This window comes from Pseudomonas lundensis, from assembly GCF_002269125.1.
GTDB lineage: Bacteria > Pseudomonadota > Gammaproteobacteria > Pseudomonadales > Pseudomonadaceae > Aquipseudomonas > Aquipseudomonas lundensis_A.
In genome coordinates this window covers 19,891-38,677 of the sequence record NZ_NQKI01000013.1, presented here as the reverse complement: position 1 = coordinate 38,677, position 18,787 = coordinate 19,891, and the positions used below count along the sequence as shown (strand labels likewise).

General features: G+C 62.0%; 12 protein-coding genes. 10 read left to right on the top strand and 2 right to left on the bottom strand.

Annotated elements, in window-relative coordinates:
- Nucleotides 1-15 precede the first annotated feature (15 nt).
- The 10 genes from treZ to CJF39_RS10335 all read left to right on the top strand — a co-directional run bounded on the left by treZ (nt 16) and on the right by CJF39_RS10335 (nt 13,160).
- Complete coding sequence (treZ, locus tag CJF39_RS10380; protein ID WP_094993341.1) at nt 16-1,827, top strand: malto-oligosyltrehalose trehalohydrolase; 1,812 nt, start codon at nt 16-18, stop codon at nt 1,825-1,827.
- On the top strand, nt 1,820-3,910 hold the full coding sequence (gene malQ, locus CJF39_RS10375; RefSeq protein WP_094993340.1) for a 4-alpha-glucanotransferase: 2,091 nt from the start codon (nt 1,820-1,822) through the stop codon (nt 3,908-3,910). Before treZ ends, malQ begins: the two co-directional genes overlap by 8 nt.
- On the top strand, nt 3,898-6,666 hold the full coding sequence (locus CJF39_RS10370) for a malto-oligosyltrehalose synthase (RefSeq protein WP_094993339.1): 2,769 nt from the start codon (nt 3,898-3,900) through the stop codon (nt 6,664-6,666). Before malQ ends, CJF39_RS10370 begins: the two co-directional genes overlap by 13 nt.
- A 16-nt stretch (nt 6,667-6,682) precedes the next feature.
- Nucleotides 6,683-6,931, top strand: coding sequence for a DUF2934 domain-containing protein (locus CJF39_RS10365; RefSeq protein ID WP_094993338.1), 249 nt, complete (start codon nt 6,683-6,685; stop codon nt 6,929-6,931).
- Between the two features lie 121 nt (nt 6,932-7,052).
- Nucleotides 7,053-9,218, top strand: coding sequence for a glycogen debranching protein GlgX (gene glgX / locus CJF39_RS10360; RefSeq protein WP_094993337.1), 2,166 nt, complete (start codon nt 7,053-7,055; stop codon nt 9,216-9,218).
- Between the two features lie 2 nt (nt 9,219-9,220).
- Entirely contained in the window at nt 9,221-10,222 is a 1,002-nt protein-coding gene (locus tag CJF39_RS10355; protein ID WP_094993336.1) for an acyl-CoA dehydrogenase family protein, read from the top strand.
- Nucleotides 10,219-10,983 carry a PIG-L deacetylase family protein gene (locus CJF39_RS10350; protein WP_094993335.1) on the top strand — a complete coding sequence of 255 codons (765 nt, stop codon included), beginning with the start codon at nt 10,219-10,221 and terminating at the stop codon, nt 10,981-10,983. Before CJF39_RS10355 ends, CJF39_RS10350 begins: the two co-directional genes overlap by 4 nt.
- A gap of 3 nt (nt 10,984-10,986) precedes the next feature.
- Complete coding sequence (locus CJF39_RS10345) at nt 10,987-11,586, top strand: class I SAM-dependent methyltransferase (RefSeq protein WP_094993334.1); 600 nt, start codon at nt 10,987-10,989, stop codon at nt 11,584-11,586.
- On the top strand, nt 11,583-12,284 hold the full coding sequence (locus CJF39_RS10340; protein ID WP_094993333.1) for a glycosyltransferase: 702 nt from the start codon (nt 11,583-11,585) through the stop codon (nt 12,282-12,284). Before CJF39_RS10345 ends, CJF39_RS10340 begins: the two co-directional genes overlap by 4 nt.
- Before the next feature lie 75 nt (nt 12,285-12,359).
- Nucleotides 12,360-13,160, top strand: a complete 801-nt coding sequence (locus CJF39_RS10335) for an endonuclease/exonuclease/phosphatase family protein (RefSeq protein WP_094993332.1) — start codon at nt 12,360-12,362, stop codon at nt 13,158-13,160.
- Between the two features lie 32 nt (nt 13,161-13,192).
- On the opposite strand, the gene glgB is transcribed toward CJF39_RS10335, so the two are convergent.
- Together glgB and treS are read right to left on the bottom strand one after the other, a co-directional pair.
- Nucleotides 13,193-15,418, bottom strand: coding sequence for a 1,4-alpha-glucan branching protein GlgB (gene glgB, locus CJF39_RS10330; protein WP_094993331.1), 2,226 nt, complete (start codon nt 15,416-15,418; stop codon nt 13,193-13,195).
- Nucleotides 15,415-18,762 carry a maltose alpha-D-glucosyltransferase gene (gene treS, locus CJF39_RS10325; RefSeq protein WP_094993330.1) on the bottom strand — a complete coding sequence of 1,116 codons (3,348 nt, stop codon included), beginning with the start codon at nt 18,760-18,762 and terminating at the stop codon, nt 15,415-15,417. The genes glgB and treS overlap by 4 nt, the downstream gene beginning before the upstream one ends.
- Nucleotides 18,763-18,787 lie beyond the last annotated feature (25 nt).

The following is an 18,787-nucleotide window of genomic DNA, read 5'->3' as shown; positions in this document are numbered from 1 at the left end:
CCGAGGCTTGTACCGATGCCTTTAAAAACCGTGGAACACGGCTCCCATGGTGCTCAGCGACTGGACGCGCACCACACGCGCTTCACCCTGTGGGCGCCCGATGCTTTTTACGTCAGCCTGGAGCTGCGCGACGGACGCTCTTTGCCGTTGATTCCTCAGGCCGATGGTTGGTTCGCGCTGGAGGTTGCGTGCCCGGCTGGCACCCGCTACCGCTTCAACATAGATGGTGATATTGAGGTCCCCGACCCGGCCTCACGCGCCCAGGACGGCGGTTTGACGGGCTGGAGCGTGGTGGTCGATCCGCAGGCCTATCACTGGCGCCACCCTCACTGGAAAGGGCGCCCATGGCAGGAAGCCGTCATCTACGAGCTGCATGTCGGCGCCCTGGGCGGTTATGCCCACGTCGCCCGGCAACTGCCGCGACTGGCTGAAATGGGAATTACCGCCATTGAGTTAATGCCGCTCGCGCAATGCCAGGGCGAACGCAATTGGGGGTATGACGGCGCGCTGCTGTATGCGCCGCACGACACCTATGGCTCGCCGCAGGCGCTCAAGCAGCTAATTGACGAGGCACATGGCTTGGGGTTGATGGTGATTCTGGACGTGGTCTACAACCACTTCGGCCCTGAAGGCAATTTCCTGTCGCACTATGCCAGCTCTTTTTTTCGCAAGGACAGCCACACCCCGTGGGGCGCCAGCATTGATTATGAGCGCCCGGCCGTGCGCGAGTTCTTTATCGACAATGCGTTGATGTGGCTGCTCGAATACCGCGTTGATGGCTTGCGTCTGGATGCCGTACACGCCATTGGCGACCCGGACTTTCTGCATGAACTCGCGTATCAGGTGCGGCGCCACACAGCCCCCGATCGCCATGTATGGCTGACCCTTGAGAACGAATTCAACCAGGCCAGCCTGCTGGAAAAATCCTTTGACGCGCAGTGGAATGATGATGCCCATAACGCCTTGCACGTATTGTTGACTGGCGAAACCGACGCGTATTACGCCGAATTCGCTGACAACCCGACGCACAAGCTGGCGCGCTGCCTGAGTGAGGGTTTTGCGTTTCAGGGCGAGGCCAATCGACATGGCGCGGCGCGGGGCGAACCCAGCGCACATCTGCCGCCCAGCGCCTTTGTGCTGTTCCTGCAAAACCACGATCAGATCGGTAACCGTGCACACGGCGAACGCTTGCACCATTTATGTGCACCGCAAGCCCTGCGGGCCGCCACCGTTTTGCTGCTCTTGTCGCCGATGATCCCCTTGTTGTTCATGGGGGATGAAAGTGCCGCGCCCGAGCCGTTTCTGTTTTTCACCGATTACCGCGGCGAATTGGCCGATGCCGTGCGTGAAGGCAGGCGCAAGGAATTTGCCGAATTCAGCACCTTCAACGCGCAAGACGCGGACTCGCTGATTGCCGACCCAAATGACCCCGAGACCTTTGCCCGCTCGCGCCCGGACTTGCGTGTGCCCGAACGTGGCCCGCGCCGCGAGATGCTCACGCTGTACCAACACCTGCTCGCGGTGCGTCGCCAACAGATCATTGCGCGCCTGGAAGGTTCCCAGGCGTTGGGCTGCAAAGTGCTGGCCGACGGCGCCGTCACCGCCAGCTGGCGGCTGGGCGATGCCAGTGTCCTGCACATCACCCTGAACCTGAGCGGGCAGTACGTGCCCTTCGCGCCAGCCCCTGACCAACCTGTCCTGTTCCAGACCCCACCCGATATGACCCTCGACGTGCAGCAGCATCAGCGGCTGGCGCCTTACAGCGCGCTGGTCAGTCTGGTGCCGCCACCGACCCTTTCGCCCTTGATGGAGAGCGCTTATGAGTGACGCGCAACTGGAAATACTGGCGAGCCGTGCCGGACTGGCCGTGGACTGGGTGGATGCCAACGGCAACCCGCAGCGCGTGTCACCCCACGTGTTACAAGCCGTGCTCGCTGGGTTGGGCTTGCCCGCCGACAGCGACGAGGCCATCGAGACCAGCCTGCTGAACCTGCAACTGGAGCAACAAAACAAACGCCTGCCGCCCCTGCTGACCGCCGACGTGGGCAGAAGCCTGGACCTGACTCGCTATTTCTCCCCCCACAGTCAATGCATGGTTCACCTCGAAACCGGGGGTTCACTGGACATTGAACTGGATGCCGATGCTTACCTGCCCGGCATGATCCCGGTGGGCTATCACCGCGCCCACGTCGGCGAACAGCATTTCACACTGGCGGTCGCGCCTGCACGCTGCTTCAGCATGGCCGATGCGCTGGACAACGACACGCCGCGCACCTGGGGCTTAAGCGCGCAGCTGTACAGCCTGTTCCGCCCGGGCGACGGCGGGCTGGGAGACACGCAAGCGCTGGAAACTTTCGCCAAGGCCGCCGGGGAACGCGGGGCCGACGCTCTGGCCATCAGCCCGATGCACGCCATGTTCAGTTGCGACCCAGACCGCTACAGCCCGTATTCACCCTCCAGCCGTTTGTTCCTCAACTATTTATATGCCGCCCCGGCCAGCGTGCTGGGCGACAGCGTGGTGCAGCAGGCCATTGATGACAGCGGCCTGCGCGAGGAATGGCAGCGTCTGGAACAGTTGCCCCTGATCGACTGGCCCGCTGCCACCCGCGTGCGGCACACCTTGCTGCGCAACCTCTACGAAGATTTCGTGGTCGGCGAACAGCCGTTGCGAGAGGATTTCAACGAATTTTGCGACAACGGCGGCGAATCACTGGAAAACCATTGCCGGTTTGAAGCCTTGCAGGTTCAACGCCGCAACGAGCACTTAAGCCAGGACTGGCGTGACTGGCCTGAGCAGTGGCGTGACCCCAACAGTCCGGCACTGCTGCTGTTTGCTGAAGAACACCGCCACGACATCGGCTTTTACGCATTTTGCCAATGGTTGATCGCCCGCTGCCTGGCCAAGGCCCAAAAAGCTGCACGGGATGCAGGCATGGCCATTGGCCTGATCGCGGACCTGGCAGTCGGTGCCGACGGCGCGGGGAGCCAGGCCTGGTGCCGACAGGATGAGTTGCTGTCGCAGCTTACCGTCGGCGCGCCGCCCGACCTGCTCAACCGCAAAGGTCAAGGTTGGGGCATTTCGGCATTTTCACCGGATGGCCTCAAGCGCAATGGCTTTCGCGCATTCATCGAAATGCTACGCGCCAACTTTGCCCATGCGGGTGGCCTGCGCATCGACCACGTGATGGGCCTGCAACGGCTGTGGGTGATTCCGCGGGGTGCGTCACCCAGCGAAGGCGCCTATTTGTATTACCCGGTCGATGACCTGCTGCGCTTGCTGGCGCTCGAATCCCTGCGCCATCGCGCCATCGTCCTGGGTGAGGACTTGGGCACAGTGCCTGACGGGCTGCGCGACAAACTCAGCGAACGCGCCATCCTCGGTATGCGCATTCTGTTGTTCGAACAAGATTATGGCGCCCGCTTCAGGCCGGTGCTGGAGTGGCCCGACACGGCGCTGGCCACCACCAGTACCCACGACCTGCCCACCCTCAATGGCTGGTGGCAGGAACGCGATATCGACTGGAATGCACAGCTGGGGCTGGTGGACGCCGAAACCGAAGACCATTGGCGGGATAACCGCGCCCACGAGCGCAACGGCCTGCACCAGGCGCTGAGCCTGGATCCGCAAAATTTTCAGGAGGAAGCCACGGGCGCCGATCAAGTGCTCAACGCCAGTGCGCGCTTCCTCGGCCATACCCGCTCGCCCTTGGTGTTGCTGCCCGTGGAAGATGCGCTGGGGGTGGTCGAGCAGGCCAATCTGCCGGGCACCGTGAGCACCCACCCCAACTGGCGGCGACGTTTGCACATACCCTGCTCGACCCTGCTCGACCGTCCTGAAGTTGCCCGCCGCCTTGAGCTGCTGGCCTGTGCGCGCCTGCAAGCGCAGGAGCGTGATGAATGCAGACGTTGAGTTCCCCGGTTTTGCGCGCCACTCAGCGCCTGCAATTTCATGCGGGCTTCACCCTGGACGATGCGCGCGCGCAAGTACCTTACTTTGCCCGAATGGGCATCAGCCACCTGTACGCGTCGCCGCTGCTCACGGCCCGCGAAGGTTCGATGCACGGCTATGATGTGGTGGACCCCACACAAGTCAGCCCGGCGCTCGGCGGCGAGGCGGCCTTGCGGCGTCTGGTGGCCGACTTGCGCACCCATGGCATGGGCCTGATTCTGGATGTGGTGTCCAATCACATGGCCGTGGGCGGCGCTGATAACCCGTGGTGGCTCGACCTGCTGGCCTGGGGCCGCGCCAGCCCGTATGCCGAGTTTTTCGACATCCAGTGGCACTCGCCCGACCCGTTGCTCGAAGGGCAATTGCTGCTGCCCTTTTTAGGTAACGACTACGGCGCCACGTTAAAAGCCGGCGAGCTGCCCCTGCGCTTCGACGCGCAACAGGGTCGCTTCTACGCCGAGCACGGCCATCACCACTTCCCGATTTGCCCGCTGGATTACGGCTTTTTGTTGCAGATCAGCGGCCAGCCCGACCTGCAGTTTCTCGGTGAACGGTTCACAGCACTGCAACCCTTGGCCAACCCCCGGGAGCGGGCGGCGCCGCTGCATGCCGAGCTGGCCGTGCTCAGTGCCCAACCTGAAGTGCGGGCCGCCATCGAGCAGCAACTGGCGTGTTTCGACGCCCGCCAATCCAGCGGCCTAGAACGCCTGCATGCGCTGCTCGAACGTCAGTCCTATCGACTGGCCAGTTGGCGCACGGCAGCCGACGACATCAACTGGCGGCGGTTTTTCGATGTCAACGAATTGGCCGGGCTGCGTGTCGAGCGGGCCACCGTTTTTGAAGCCACCCATGAAAAAATCTTCGCGCTGATCCGCGACGGGCTGGTGGACGGGCTGCGCATCGACCACGTAGACGGTCTGGCCGATCCCAGGGGCTATTGCCGCAAGTTAAGACGCCGCGTGGACGCGCTCTCACCGGATCGCCACCTGCCGATTTATGTCGAAAAAATCCTTGGCCCGCACGAATCCCTGCCCGATGACTGGCGCGTAGACGGCACCACCGGCTACGAGTTCATGGATCAGGTGTCGCTGTTGCAACACGACCCCGCTGGCGCCGTGCCGCTGGCCAGCCTTTGGGCCGAGCACAGCGAACGGCCCGGTGACTTCCGCGAGCAAGCGCTGCTGGCCCGGCAACAAATTCTCAAGGGTTCGCTGGCGGGCGATTGCGACCGCGTCGCCCTGGCCCTGCGTGACGTGGCCCGTGATGACCTGATGACCCGCGACCTGACGCTGGGTGCCATTACCCGAGCGTTGCACGCGCTGGTGGTGCATTTCAGTGTGTACCGCACCTACATCAACGCCGCCGGGCGCAGTGCCGCAGATGACGAGGTGTTTCGCCGCGCCATGGAGGGCGCACGCAATGACCTGAGCGAAGCCGACTGGCCGGTGCTCGACTCCCTGCAACGCTGGTTGGGTGGCGATAACTGGCGCACCCGGCCCTACGGTCGCTCGCGCAAATTACTCAAGCGCGCCTGCATACGGTTTCAACAGCTCACCTCGCCTACGGCTGCCAAGGCGGTGGAAGACACAGCCTTCTACCGCTACGGGGCCCTGCTGTCGCGTAATGATGTGGGTTTCCACGCCGAACGCTTCAGCGCCCCGCCGCAGGTTTTTCATCAAGCCTGCGCAGATCGCTTGCAGCATTTCCCGGACAATCTGCTGGCCACGGCGACCCACGACCATAAGCGCGGCGAAGACTGCCGCGCACGATTGGCCGTCCTCAGCGAGCGCAGCGACGACTACGCGCAGTGCATTGCCCGCTGGCGCCCGCTGGCCCGTCAACTGCGCGGCCAACGCGAAGGGCCTTCAGCAGGCGATGAGCTGCTGCTGTATCAGATTGTGCTCTCCACCTGGCCGCTGGCGCTCACGCTCGACGATCAACCCGGGTTGGCGCGTTACAACGAACGCCTGTGGCAATGGCAGCTCAAGGCCCTGCGTGAGGCCAAACTCGACAGCCAGTGGGCCGCACCCAATGAAGCATACGAGCACGCAGTGCAGCATTTTATTGAGCAACTGCTGTTAGACCCCGCCGGTGCTGCCCTGCGGGCCGACATTCATGCAGCCAGTGAACGTCTGGCCCCGGCGGGCGCGTTGAACAGCCTGGCGCAATGCCTGCTCAAGCTCACCACACCGGGAGTGCCGGACATCTACCAGGGCACCGAGTTCTGGGACTTCAGCCTGGTGGACCCGGATAACCGACGCGCCGTGGACTTCGCCCTGCGTCAGCATTGCCTGGACGTCAACGCACAGGCACCTGCCCAGCTCAACGACTGGCGCAGCGGCTCGATCAAGCAGGCCCTCATCGCCAAAGCCCTGGCCCGGCGTGCCGAGCATCCCCTGCTGTTTGCACGCGGCAGCTATGAGCCGTTGAACGTGACGGGCGAGCTTGCCGGTCACGTGCTGGCCTTCGCACGCCGTTGGCAAGACCAATGGGCCGTGGTGGTGGTGCCCCGCTTAAGCGCAAAACTCACTCAAAAAAGTGGGCAGCCATTTATAGATCCACTCATATGGGCAGATACCCGCATCGAATTACCGTTCGACGGAACTCAGCGCAAATTAAATGGATTTTTTGCGCAGCCCGTAGTCATTACCAATAAGACGATAAGGGTCAGCGACGCTCTCGGCTCCTTCCCCGTCAACCTCATGATCACCACTTGATTCCAGGAGCTTTGCGATGAATAACGACGACAAACGCATTCGTGAATTTGCCTACCAGATCTGGGAATCCGAAGGCAAACCTGATGGCCAGGATGCCCGGCACTGGGAAATGGCCCACAAGCTGGCCCAGGCCGAAGCACTGGCGCCCCAAAAAGCCGCCGCGAGTAAAGCCAAACCCAAGGCAGCCGCAGCTGCAAGCGGTAAACCGGCTAGCAAAGAGCCCGCGGCGAAAAAACCCCGGGCACCCCGCAAACCCGCTTCTTGACACCCGGGTGCGTCACGCCCTGACGCACCGCACCGTAAACCGTTTTTAACAGGACAGTAATGCCTGACGGCCGCGCTTTGCCTGCCGTTTGTGAAGGCCTTCGATACAGCCAGGAGTCACCATGACCAAGCGCAAGTCAGCCCCACCCGTTACACCGGACGTTGAACCCTCGCGCCTGAGGGAGGGCCTGCCCTTCCCGCTCGGCGCCACTTGGGACGGGCTAGGTGTTAACTTCGCGATTTTTTCGGCCAACGCCACCAAAGTTGAGCTGTGCCTGTTTGATGAAACAGGTGACGTGGAGCTCGAACGCATCGAATTGCCCGAGTACACCGACGAGACGTACCACGGCTATTTGCCCGACGCGCACCCGGGGCAGATTTATGGCTATCGGGTTTATGGCCCGTATGACCCGCAAAACGGCCACCGTTTTAACCACAACAAATTGCTCATCGACCCGTACGCCAAACAATTGGTCGGTGAACTGAAGTGGTCCGAAGCCCTGTTCGGTTACACCATCGGCCACCCGGACGGCGATTTGAGCTTCGATGAACGCGACAGCGCCCCGTTCGTGCCCAAATGCAAGGTCATCGACCCTGCCCATACGTGGGGCCACGATCACCGCCTGATCGTGCCGTGGGACAAAACCATCTTTTATGAAACCCACGTACGCGGCATCAGCATGCGCCACCCCGACGTGCCGGAGGCCGTGCGCGGCACGTTTGCCGGGCTGATGGTGGACGAGGTCATCGAGCACATTCGCAAACTCGGGGTGACCAGTGTCGAGCTGCTGCCAGTGCATGCGTTCGTCAACGACCAGCACCTGCTGCAAAAAGGCATGACCAACTACTGGGGCTACAACAGCATTGCGTTCTTCGCCCCGGACCCGCGCTACCTGGCCAGCGGCAAGATCGCGGAGTTCAAGGAAATGGTCGCCCACCTGCACGAAGCCGGGCTGGAAGTGATTCTGGACGTGGTCTACAACCACACCGCCGAAGGCAATGAGCAAGGCCCGACGCTGTCCATGCGTGGCATCGACAACGCCTCCTACTACCGCCTGATGCCTGACGACAAGCGCTACTACATCAACGATTCAGGCACCGGCAACACGCTGGACCTGAGCCACCCCTGCGTGCTGCAAATGGTCACCGACTCGCTGCGCTATTGGGCCCACGAGATGCATGTCGACGGCTTCCGTTTCGACTTGGCCACCATTCTGGGCCGTTACCACGAAGGGTTTAACGAGCGCCACAGCTTCCTCGTGGCCTGCCGTCAGGACCCTCTGCTGCGCCAAGTGAAAATGATTGCCGAACCCTGGGACTGCGGCCCCGGCGGCTATCAGGTGGGGGGCTTCCCGCCGGGCTGGGCCGAGTGGAACGACCGGTTTCGCGACACCGTACGCGCTTTCTGGAAAGGCGATGACGGGCAACTGGCCGACTTTGCGGCGCGCATGACCGGCTCGGGCGAGCTGTACAACCAGCGCGGGCGGCGGCCTTATTCCTCAGTCAATTTCATTACCGCCCACGATGGCTTCACGTTGCACGACCTGGTGTCCTACAACGACAAGCACAATGAAGCCAACGACGAGAACAATCAGGACGGCAGCAACAACAACCTGTCGTGGAACCACGGCGTCGAAGGCCCGACCGACGACCCTCAAATCAATGCCCTGCGCTTGCGCCAGATGCGCAACTTCTTTGCCACCCTGCTGCTGGCTCAAGGCACGCCGATGATCGTCGCCGGGGATGAATTCGCCCGCACCCAGCACGGCAATAACAACGCCTACTGCCAGGACAGCGAAATCGGCTGGATCAACTGGGACCTGGACGAGGATGGCAAATCGCTGCTCAAGTTCGTCAAGCGCCTGATCAAACTGCGCAACAACTACCCGATCCTTCGGCGCGGGCGCTTCCTGGTGGGGCATTACAACGAGGAGCTGGGGGTCAAGGACGTGACCTGGCTGGCGCCTGATGGCAGCGAAATGTCCATCGAACAGTGGGAAGACCCGCAAAGCCGCAGTTTCGGCATGCTGCTTGACGGCCGGGCGCAGGTCTCCGGCGTGCAGCGTTCGGGCGCCGATGCCACCTTGCTGATTGCCTTCAACGCGCAGCATGACGGTGTGGACTTCATCCTGCCGCAAGTGCCCGAAGGCACTGGCTGGATCTGCAAGTTCGACACCTTCGATCCGGACTTCAAAAGCCCGCACACCTTGGCGTTTGGCAGCACCTACGGGGTGAATGGCCGCTCGGTGGCGCTGTTCGAACTGGAGCATCACAAGGACGCGGGCTAACCATGACTCTGCATGATTTTCTTGAAGACTGCGCATCGCCGGTGAACACGCCGCAGGCGCTGGGCCAGTGCTTGCAGCGCATGGTCGAAGCCGGGCTGGATCAATTGCCGTTGCCCGGCAGCGGGATGACCCTGCAACGGTGGCAACAATTGGCACTGGTGGCCGGGCATGACTTGGGGCTGTGCAAGGTGTACGAAGGCCACACCGATGCGCTGGCCACGATGCGCGAGCTGGGCGCCAAACCGGTCCCGCCGGGCAGTACTTGGGGCCTGTGGGCCGCCGAGCCGCCCAACGCCCGGGTTCTCCTGCGCGTTGTTGACGGCCGCTCGCTCATTAGCGGGCGCAAAGCCTGGTGTTCGGGTGCGGGCGTGGTCAGCCACGGGTTGCTCACGGCTTGGGATGAACAAGGCGGCCAGCAACTGGTGGCGGTCGACATGCAGCAGCCAGGGGTCAGCGTATCCCGTGAAGGCTGGGAAGCGGTGGGCATGGCCGCAACGGCCAGCGTCGACATTCTGTTTGAGCACGTACCATGCACCCGCGTGGGCCAACTCGGCGACTATTTGCGTCGCCCCGGTTTTTGGCAAGGCGCGATTGGCATTGCCGCGTGCTGGTATGGCGCTGCGTACCGGCTGGCCGAGTTCCTGCGACAGCAATGCGCAAAGCGCGCCGAACCCCATGCACTGGCGCATTTGGGGGCGGCGCAGGCTGCGCTGTTCGGGGCCCGCAATACCCTGATCGTCTGCGCAGGGCTGCTGGATGAAGCGCCCACTGCCGACCGCCAGGCACTGGCCCGACAAACCCGGGCCCAGATCGAAGAGTGCGCCGAACAGGTGCTTCGCCACGTAGGCCGCGCACTGGGCGCCGGGCCTTTTTGCAAAGACCCGCACTTTGCCCGCCTGAGCGCCGACCTGCCGGTTTATTTGCGCCAAAGTCATGCTGAACGCGACCTCGAAGCCTTGGGCGAATGGGCCGCGCAAACACCCGGGAGGCACTGGCCCCTATGAAAGAAAACCTGATTGTGGGCAGCGGCACCCCGCTGCAACACTGGCGCGACTCTCAACGGCTGGCAAACTTGCCGGCCGTGGACGTCACTGAGCTGCTGCCAGAAGGCTCACGTGCGGTCATCGTCGCCCCCCATCCGGACGACGAAGTCCTGGGTACCGGCGGCTTGCTGCAACTGATCAATACCCTTAATCGCCCGCTGTTGTTGATCTCTGTCACTGACGGCACCGCCAGCCACCCCGGCTCCAGCTTATGGCCAGCGTGCGATTTGGCGTATCAACGCGCCCTCGAATCTGAAGAGGCCCTGAGCCGACTCGGCCTGCCGGTGCCTGAGCTGCACTGGGTCAGGGGCGGTTTCCTCGACAGCCAGGTGGCTGCCGATGAAGCGCTACTCACGGCCTTCATCGAACAGCACCTCAAGCCCGGCGACGTGGTGTTCAGTACTTGGTGCCGCGATGGTCACTGCGATCACGACGCCGTCGGCCGCGCCAGCGTCAAGGCGGCTGCGAACGTGGGCGCCCGCATGCACGAACTGCCGATCTGGACGTGGCACTGGGCCCACGATGACGACCCGCGCGTGCCGTGGGCGCGCGCCCGGCGCATCGACCTCAGCGCCCAGGCGGTGGCACGCAAACGCTATGCAGCCAAGGCCTTCACCAGTCAGATCCATAACGACCCAAGCACGGGTGCCGAACCGGTGCTCAGCGAACACGCGCTGGAACGGTTGCTACAACCCTATGAAGTTGTTTTTGTACAGGGATGAATCATGAGTGTCTCGACTGCTTTTTTTGATCAGCTCTACGCCCACAACAACGATCCGTGGGCCTTTCGCGAACGCTGGTACGAACAGCGCAAACGGGCCATTACCCTGGCCAGCCTGCCGCGCCAGCATTACCCGGCGATTTTTGAAGTGGGCTGCGCCAATGGCGAATTAAGCGCCGGGCTCGCCCAGCGAACCGATTGGCTACTGGCCTGTGACACCTCAGCCAAGGCCGTGCAACTGGCACGCCAGCGGCTGAGCAACTGCGCCAACGTGGAGGTGCGGCAAAACCGCGTGCCGGAACAATGGCCCGAGCGTAGCTTCGACCTGATTGTCATCAGCGAGGTGGCTTATTACATGGACCCCAAAGCGCTGGAAGAAATGCTCGAACTGGCGCTGCTTAGCCTGGCCCCTGATGGCCAGTTGCTCGCGTGCCACTGGCGACCGGCTATCGAAGGCTGTGCCCTGACCGGCGACGAGGTGCACGCGCGGGTGCACGACACCTTGGGCTGGCCGCGTCTGGTACAGCACCTGGAAGACGATTTCATCCTTGAAGTGTGGGGCCGCGACCCTATTTCTGTAGCCAGCCTGGAGGGATTGCGATGATCGGCGTGCTGATTCCCGCACATAACGAAGAGGCGCTGATTGCCCACTGCCTGCATGCCGTGCTCAGCGCCAGCCGTCATCCGCAGCTTAAGGCAGAGCCGGTGCGCGTGCTGGTGGTGCTCGACAGTTGCGACGACCTGTCAGCCGACATTGCTGCGCAATACGACGTCGACGTGCTGGCGATCAATGCCCGCAACGTGGGCGCTGCCCGTGGCGCCGGGGCGCAATGGTTGCTGGAACGCGGGGCGCGCTGGATCTCGTGCACCGATGCCGACAGCCGCGTGGCCGAAGATTGGCTGGTGGCGCAATTGGCGTTGGGCAAAGACGCCGTGTGCGGCACGGTGACCGTCGATGACTGGGGCAACGGCATTGATGAAGCCGCCCGCTCCCGTTACCAGGCGGCCTACGAAGCACGGGACGGCCACCGGCATATCCACGGTGCCAACCTTGGCTTCAGCGCCAAAGCCTACCGCCGTGCCGGGGGCTTTCAGCCGCTGGCTTGCCACGAAGACGTGCACTTGGTGAAGCAACTGGAGGCCTGCGGCGCGTCTATCGCCTGGAGCCACCGCCCACAGGTCATCACCAGCGCCCGGCTCGACTGCCGCGCCTCTGGTGGCTTTGGTGATTACTTAAGGTCACTGCTTAGCGTGGCCGAACATGACCAACATCAAGGGGGATCACGCCCCGACGCGCTATAAAAAAGGCAGTGCCGATACTGAACGCGCTGTCTCGGCATGCGTCGAACCCACGTGACCCCACGCACAGGAGAGACCATGAGCCTCGATATAGCCGGTAACAATCTTAAGCCCCCTGCCCCGGTCGCCGCGCCCGCCGTGCACCGGATGAAGGTGCTGACTGTCAACACGCACAAGGGGTTCACCGCCTTCAATCGACGTTTCATTCTGCCGGAACTGCGCGAAGCGGTGCGCAGCACCGGGGCCGATCTGGTGTTTTTGCAGGAAGTGCTCGGTGAGCATGAAAAACACGCTTCGCGCTACGACAAGTGGCCGGCCATGTCGCAGTACGAGTTTTTGGCCGACAGCATGTGGAATGATTTTGCCTACGGCCGTAATGCGGTCTACCCGGACGGCCACCACGGCAATGCCGTGTTGTCCAAATACCCGATCAAATCGTGGCGCAACCTCGACGTTTCCATCACCGGCCCCGAGCGGCGCGGGCTGCTGCATTGTGTGCTGGACGTACCCGGTCATGAACAGGTGCATGCGATCTGCGTGCATTTGAGCCTGCTGGAAAGTCATCGCCAGCTACAGATCGTGTTGCTCAACCAATTGCTCAAATCCTTGCCGCCACAAGACCCGGTGATCATCGCCGGGGACTTCAACGACTGGAAACTGCAAGGCAACGCCGCCCTCAGGCAGCGCGATGACCTGCATGAGGCCTTCGAGCGCCATCACGGCAAGCTGGCGAAAACCTACCCGGCGCGCTGGCCATTGCTGAGGCTGGACCGGATCTATTTGCGCAATGCGAGCAGTCGCAACCCGAAAATCCTCGACGGCAAGCCCTGGACCCACCTCTCGGACCATTTGCCCTTAGCCGTCGATGTGCATTTGTAGTCACTGCCCAGGCGCACCCCGGCAGTGGCAGGTCAGTTCGGTTTAAGGATCAAAACCCCCAACGGCGGCAGGTTCAGCGCCAGTGAATGGGTTTGCCCGTGGCTGGGCAGCGGGTCGGTGTCCACGCCTCCGCCGTTGCCGTAATTGGAGCCCGCGTAGGTGTCGGCATCGCTGTTGAGCACCTCCTGCCAAGTGCCCGCAGACGGCACGCCAATCCGGTATCCCTCACGCGGAACGGGTGTAAAGTTGGCGACCACCAGCAGCGGTTGGCCGTCCTTGCTCCAGCGCAACCACGCGAACACGCTGTTGGTGGCGTCATCGCCGATCAGCCATTGAAAGCCTTGGGGTACATCATCCTGATCGTGCAAAGCCGGGTAATCGCGGTACAGGCGGTTCAGGTCGCCCACCAGCTTCTGCACGCCCTTGTGTTCCGGGTATTGGAGCAAGTACCAGTCCAACTGCTGATCGTGGTTCCACTCGCGCCATTGGCCAAACTCACAGCCCATGAACAGCAGCTTTTTGCCTGGATGGGTCCACATGAAGCTCAGGTAGGCCCGCAAGTTGGCAAATTTCTGCCAGCGATCGCCGGGCATTTTGTCGATCAGCGAGTGTTTGCCGTGCACCACTTCGTCGTGGGAAATCGGCAGGACAAAGCGCTCGGTCCATGCATAGACCAGCCCGAAACTCAGTTCGTTATGGTGGTGCGCCCGGTACACCGGGTCTTGCTGAATGTAATGCAGCGAATCATGCATCCAGCCCATGTTCCATTTGTAGGCAAAGCCCAACCCGCCTTCATCGGTGCGCTGGCTGACGCCTGGCCAGGCGGTGGACTCTTCGGCAATCATCAGCGCGCCAGGGGCTTGCAGTGCAACCACATCGTTGAGGTGGCGCAAAAAGTCGATGGCTTCGAGGTTCTCCCGCCCACCATGCCGGTTCGGAATCCACTCACCGGGTTGGCGCGAGTAATCGCGGTACAACATGGACGCCACCGCATCGACCCGCAGCCCGTCGATGTGGAAATCTTTGAGCCAGTGCAAGGCTGACGCCAGCATGAAACCGTGGACTTCTGTGCGGCCCAGGTTGTAGATCAGGGTATTCCAGTCTTTGTGGAAGCCTTCCAGCGGGTTGGCGTATTCATACAGCGCCGTGCCATCAAACTGGGCCAGACCGTGCTCGTCATTGGGGAAATGCGCAGGCACCCAGTCCAGAATGACGCCGATGTGCGCGACGTGACAGGCGTTAACAAACGCGGCGAAATCATCCGGCGAGCCATAGCGCGCACTCGGGGCGAATTGCGACAGCGGCTGATAGCCCCACGACCCCCCGAACGGGTGCTCCATGATCGGCATCAGTTCGATGTGGGTGAAGCCCATTTCTTTTACATAGGGGATGAGCCGTTGCGCCAGTTCCTGCCACGTGTATTGACGGGCCACTTCGCCCACCTCGTCCACTTCGCACTGCCACGACCCCACGTGCAACTCGTAGATCGACAGCGGCGCATCAGGGCGTTGCACGTGGCCGCGTTCCTGCATCCACTGCTGGTCCTGCCAGTCCACCGCCAGCGGCGAGGCCACTTTGGACGCGGTCAGCGGCGGCAGCTGCGTGGCCAGCGCCATGGGGTCGGCCTTAAGCGGCAAAATCCCGTGTTCACCGAGAATCTCGTACTTGTAGGCTTCACCCGCCTGTAGACGCGGAATGAAGATTTCCCACACCCCGCTCGGGTGGCGCAGGCGCATCGGGTGGCGGCGACCGTCCCAGATATTGAAATCGCCGACCACCGACACGCGTCGGGCATTGGGGGCCCACACGGCAAAGCGCACGCCGGGCACGCCGTCCACGCTCATCACCTGTGCGCCCAGGCAATGGCTGAGGTCTCGGTGATTGCCTTCGGCAAACAGGTACAGGTCCATTTCACCCAGTAGCGGACCAAAGCTATAGGGGTCTTCGCTGGTTTGCTCACCCCCGGCCCACTGGATGCGCAGTGCGTAGGCACGCGGCTCGGTAAAATGGCCGACGAACAACCCCGGTACGTCGGGACACGACAACGGCCCCAGCACATCGCCGGTGTCGCGTGCGATTACGCTGACGCTCAACGCCTGTGGCAGAAACGCCCGAATGTATTGCCCGCCCTGGCCGTCCGCATGGGGGCCCAACACCGAAAAGGGATCGCGGTGCTCGGCGTTAATCAACGCTTCAATGTCTTGCCGAGTGGGCAATAAACCACCACGTCCTTCACCCAGATCCTTGCCAGCACTCATTGTTTCTCTCCGTTCAAAGGCTTGGACATGCCCGGCACCTGACTGAGCAAGGTGCTCAGCCCGCGCAGTGGAACCTGTAACCAGGCAGGTCGGTTGGCCGCTTCATAGATCACTTCATAGGCCGCCTTTTCCAGACTGAAGAGGGTCAGTGCAGCCTGCGGGCCACTCTCCACTTCCCAGCCTGAAGCCAGCGTAGCCGTTGCATGGGAATACGCCTGCGTCAAGGCACCGCGGGCTTCCTCTAGGTAACGCTCCACCACACGTTGACGGGCCACATCGGCCTCGGGCGAATGGTCCGCCTGTTGCACCTGCGCCACCGCCATGGCTGCGGCGTAATCAAAGGAACGCAGCAGCCCGCTGAGGTCTTTGTAAGGGCTGTGGCGGCTGCGTCTCTCTTGCAAGGGCCGCGCCGGTTCTCCTTCGAAGTCGATGAAATAGGCATCGCCCTGTACCACCAGCACCTGCCCCAGGTGGAGGTCGCCATGCACGCGGATCCGTGGGCCGCCGAGGGTGCGGTCGGCCAGCGCCTTGATGTAAGCGCTGATGTCACGCCCGTGCTTGAGCCAGTGTTTGACCTGCGCCTGATCTTCAACCGACAACAGCGACAGGTGCCCGTGGAGTTGCTGCAACGCCGCGTTGACCTGCTGACTGATGACCGTCGACCAATGGCGCACGTCTTTCGCGCTGGTGATCTGCGGGGTGAAATCCGGGTTGTCGGTCTCGCTGGCCAGCACCTGATGCAGCTCACCCAGGCGGCGGCCCAGCACAGCGGCAAAGTCAGCCAGCTCACCCAGTGCGTTGTAGTGCTGATCGTGTTCGGACATGGCATCTGCCAGTTCGTCGCGAATGGCACGTTCCAGGTTGTTTTGAGTCCAGGTCCAGGCATCGCCCTGATTGCTCAGATAGCCTTGGGCAATCATCAGCAACGTGCTTTCGCCGTCGCTGCCATGACGCTCCACGGCGCCCAGCAAGGGGGAAATATTGGGGTAGCCCGCGGCCGTCAGGTAAGCGCCCATTTCCAGCTCGGGGTGGATGCCGCTGCTGAGCTGACGAATGAGTTTGAGCACCAAGGTGCCGCCGACCACCACCGAGCTGTTGGATTGCTCGGCCGACAGGTAACGAATCTCGCTGTTTTCATCCAGCCCCAGTTCGGCCAATTGCGCGGTCGGGGTGAAACGAATGGGCCCTGCGCTGCTGTCCAGCGCCGTGCCCGCGTGTAAGTGACCCAGCACAGCGCGCACAAAGGGTTCAAGGCTGAAGGCATCCGTGATAAAGCCCACCTGACGCACCCGTCGCGCCCGGCACAGTACCAATTGCTGAGCCAACGCGCTGACGGGCTGGTCTTCACCCACAACCCCGAGCGGTAGTTGGTAGCGGTACTGCTGGCCGCCTGCGGTGACCAGCACCTCCGTCAGCAACATCGGCGTATCGGCGTGCCCCAAGCGTGTGCCATACAGCCACTCCACCTGTTCGATCGGCGCGCCTTTTTGCCCGAACCAGCGCTGCTTGGGCAGCCAGGCCGGCAAGGTCACGCGCTCCAGTGTGGTGCGTGCGGGTCCGTGCAGCACATCTTCGAGGCTTTTTTTGATCACCAGCGTGACCAGCTCGGGCAAGCTTTGTACGGGCTCGGCGTGCCAACCCGGCATTTGGCTTTCAGGTGCCAGCAGGAACCAGTAGAAGCCATATGGCGCCAGCGTCAGCATGAACGGCAACTGGCCAACCGGCGGGAAGGCATTGCCGCCCAGCATTTCCACAGGCACCCGCCCACCGTACTCGGACAGGTCCAGCTCCACGGCCTGTGCGCTGCGCGACACGTTGGCCACGCAAAGAATGGTTTCGTTCTTACCTTCGCTGTCGGTGTAGTCGCGAATATAGGCCAGCACCCTGCGGTTGCTCGGTGACAGCATTTTCAGGCTACCGCGGCCGAACGCTTGTTGTTGCTTGCGCACGGCCAACAACCGGCGGGTCCAGTTGAGCAACGAATGCGGGTCACCGGACTGAGCCTCCACGTTGACGGACGGGTAGCCGTAGAGCGGGTCCATGATCGGCGGCAGCACCAGGCTGGCCGGGTTGGCACGTGAAAAACCGCCGTTGCGGTCAATCGACCACTGCATGGGGGTGCGCACGCCGTCGCGATCGCCCAGGTAGATGTTGTCACCCATGCCGATTTCGTCGCCGTAATACAACGTGGGCGTACCGGGCATCGACAGCAACAAACTGTTGAGCAGTTCAATGCGCCGACGGTCGCGTTCCATCAAGGGCGCCAGACGCCGACGAATGCCCAGGTTGATGCGCGCGCGGCGGTCCGCAGCGTAGTAATTCCACAGGTAATCACGCTCTTTGTCGGTGACCATTTCCAGGGTCAGCTCATCGTGGTTGCGCAAAAAAATCGCCCACTGGCAATTGGCCGGAATTTCTGGGGTCTGGCGAAGAATGTCGGTGATCGGGAAACGATCTTCCTGTGCCAACGCCATGTACATGCGCGGCATCAGGGGGAAATGAAACGCCATATGGCATTCGTCGCCATTGATGCCGTCGCTGTCACCGAAATACTGTTGGGTGTCTTCCGGCCATTGGTTGGCTTCGGCCAGCAGCATGCGGTCCGGGTAATGGGCGTCAATTTCGGCACGAATCTGTTTCAGTATCTGATGGGTTTCGGGCAGGTTTTCGTTGTTGGTGCCGTCGCGTTCGATCAAATACGGAATGGCATCCAGGCGCAGGCCGTCGATGCCCATGTCCAGCCAGTAGCGCATCACCGACAACACTTCTTTCATCACCTGCGGATTGTCGAAGTTGAGGTCGGGTTGATGGGAATAGAAACGGTGCCAGTAGTACTGACCAGCAACCGGGTCCCACGTCCAGTTGGAGCTTTCGGTGTCGAGAAAGATGATGCGCGTGCCATCGTACTTCTGATCGGTATCAGACCACACGTAATAATCCCGGGCCTTGGAGCCGGGTTTGGCGTGCCGCGCTTTTTGAAACCAGGGGTGTTGGTCGGACGTGTGGTTGATGACCAGCTCGGTGATGACCCGCAGGCCGCGTTTGTGGGCTTCGGCGATGAAGCGCTTCACATCGGCCAGGGTGCCGTAATCCGGGTGTACGCCGCGATAATCAGCGATGTCGTAGCCATCGTCGCGGCGGGGTGACGGGTAGAACGGCAAAAGCCACAGGGTATTGACCCCCAGCTCCGCGATGTAATCGAGCTTGCTGATCAGGCCCGGAAAATCCCCGATACCGTCATTGTTGGAGTCGAAAAACGATTTCACGTGGACCTGATAAATCACCGCGTCTTTGTACCAGAGCGGGTCGTTGATAAAACTTGCGGTTGCGGCGTTCTTTGCCATGGGTAATACCTGCTGATTCGCACGC

Coding starts and splice junctions, on each gene's coding strand:
- glgB (WP_094993331.1), bottom strand. CDS start 15,418: ATGAGTGCTGGCAAGGATCTGGGTGAAGGACGTGGTGGTTTATTGCCC.
- CJF39_RS10355 (WP_094993336.1), top strand. CDS start 9,221: ATGACTCTGCATGATTTTCTTGAAGACTGCGCATCGCCGGTGAACACG.
- treZ (WP_094993341.1), top strand. CDS start 16: ATGCCTTTAAAAACCGTGGAACACGGCTCCCATGGTGCTCAGCGACTG.
- CJF39_RS10335 (WP_094993332.1), top strand. CDS start 12,360: ATGAGCCTCGATATAGCCGGTAACAATCTTAAGCCCCCTGCCCCGGTC.
- malQ (WP_094993340.1), top strand. CDS start 1,820: ATGAGTGACGCGCAACTGGAAATACTGGCGAGCCGTGCCGGACTGGCC.
- CJF39_RS10350 (WP_094993335.1), top strand. CDS start 10,219: ATGAAAGAAAACCTGATTGTGGGCAGCGGCACCCCGCTGCAACACTGG.
- CJF39_RS10365 (WP_094993338.1), top strand. CDS start 6,683: ATGAATAACGACGACAAACGCATTCGTGAATTTGCCTACCAGATCTGG.
- CJF39_RS10340 (WP_094993333.1), top strand. CDS start 11,583: ATGATCGGCGTGCTGATTCCCGCACATAACGAAGAGGCGCTGATTGCC.
- CJF39_RS10370 (WP_094993339.1), top strand. CDS start 3,898: ATGCAGACGTTGAGTTCCCCGGTTTTGCGCGCCACTCAGCGCCTGCAA.
- CJF39_RS10345 (WP_094993334.1), top strand. CDS start 10,987: ATGAGTGTCTCGACTGCTTTTTTTGATCAGCTCTACGCCCACAACAAC.
- treS (WP_094993330.1), bottom strand. CDS start 18,762: ATGGCAAAGAACGCCGCAACCGCAAGTTTTATCAACGACCCGCTCTGG.
- glgX (WP_094993337.1), top strand. CDS start 7,053: ATGACCAAGCGCAAGTCAGCCCCACCCGTTACACCGGACGTTGAACCC.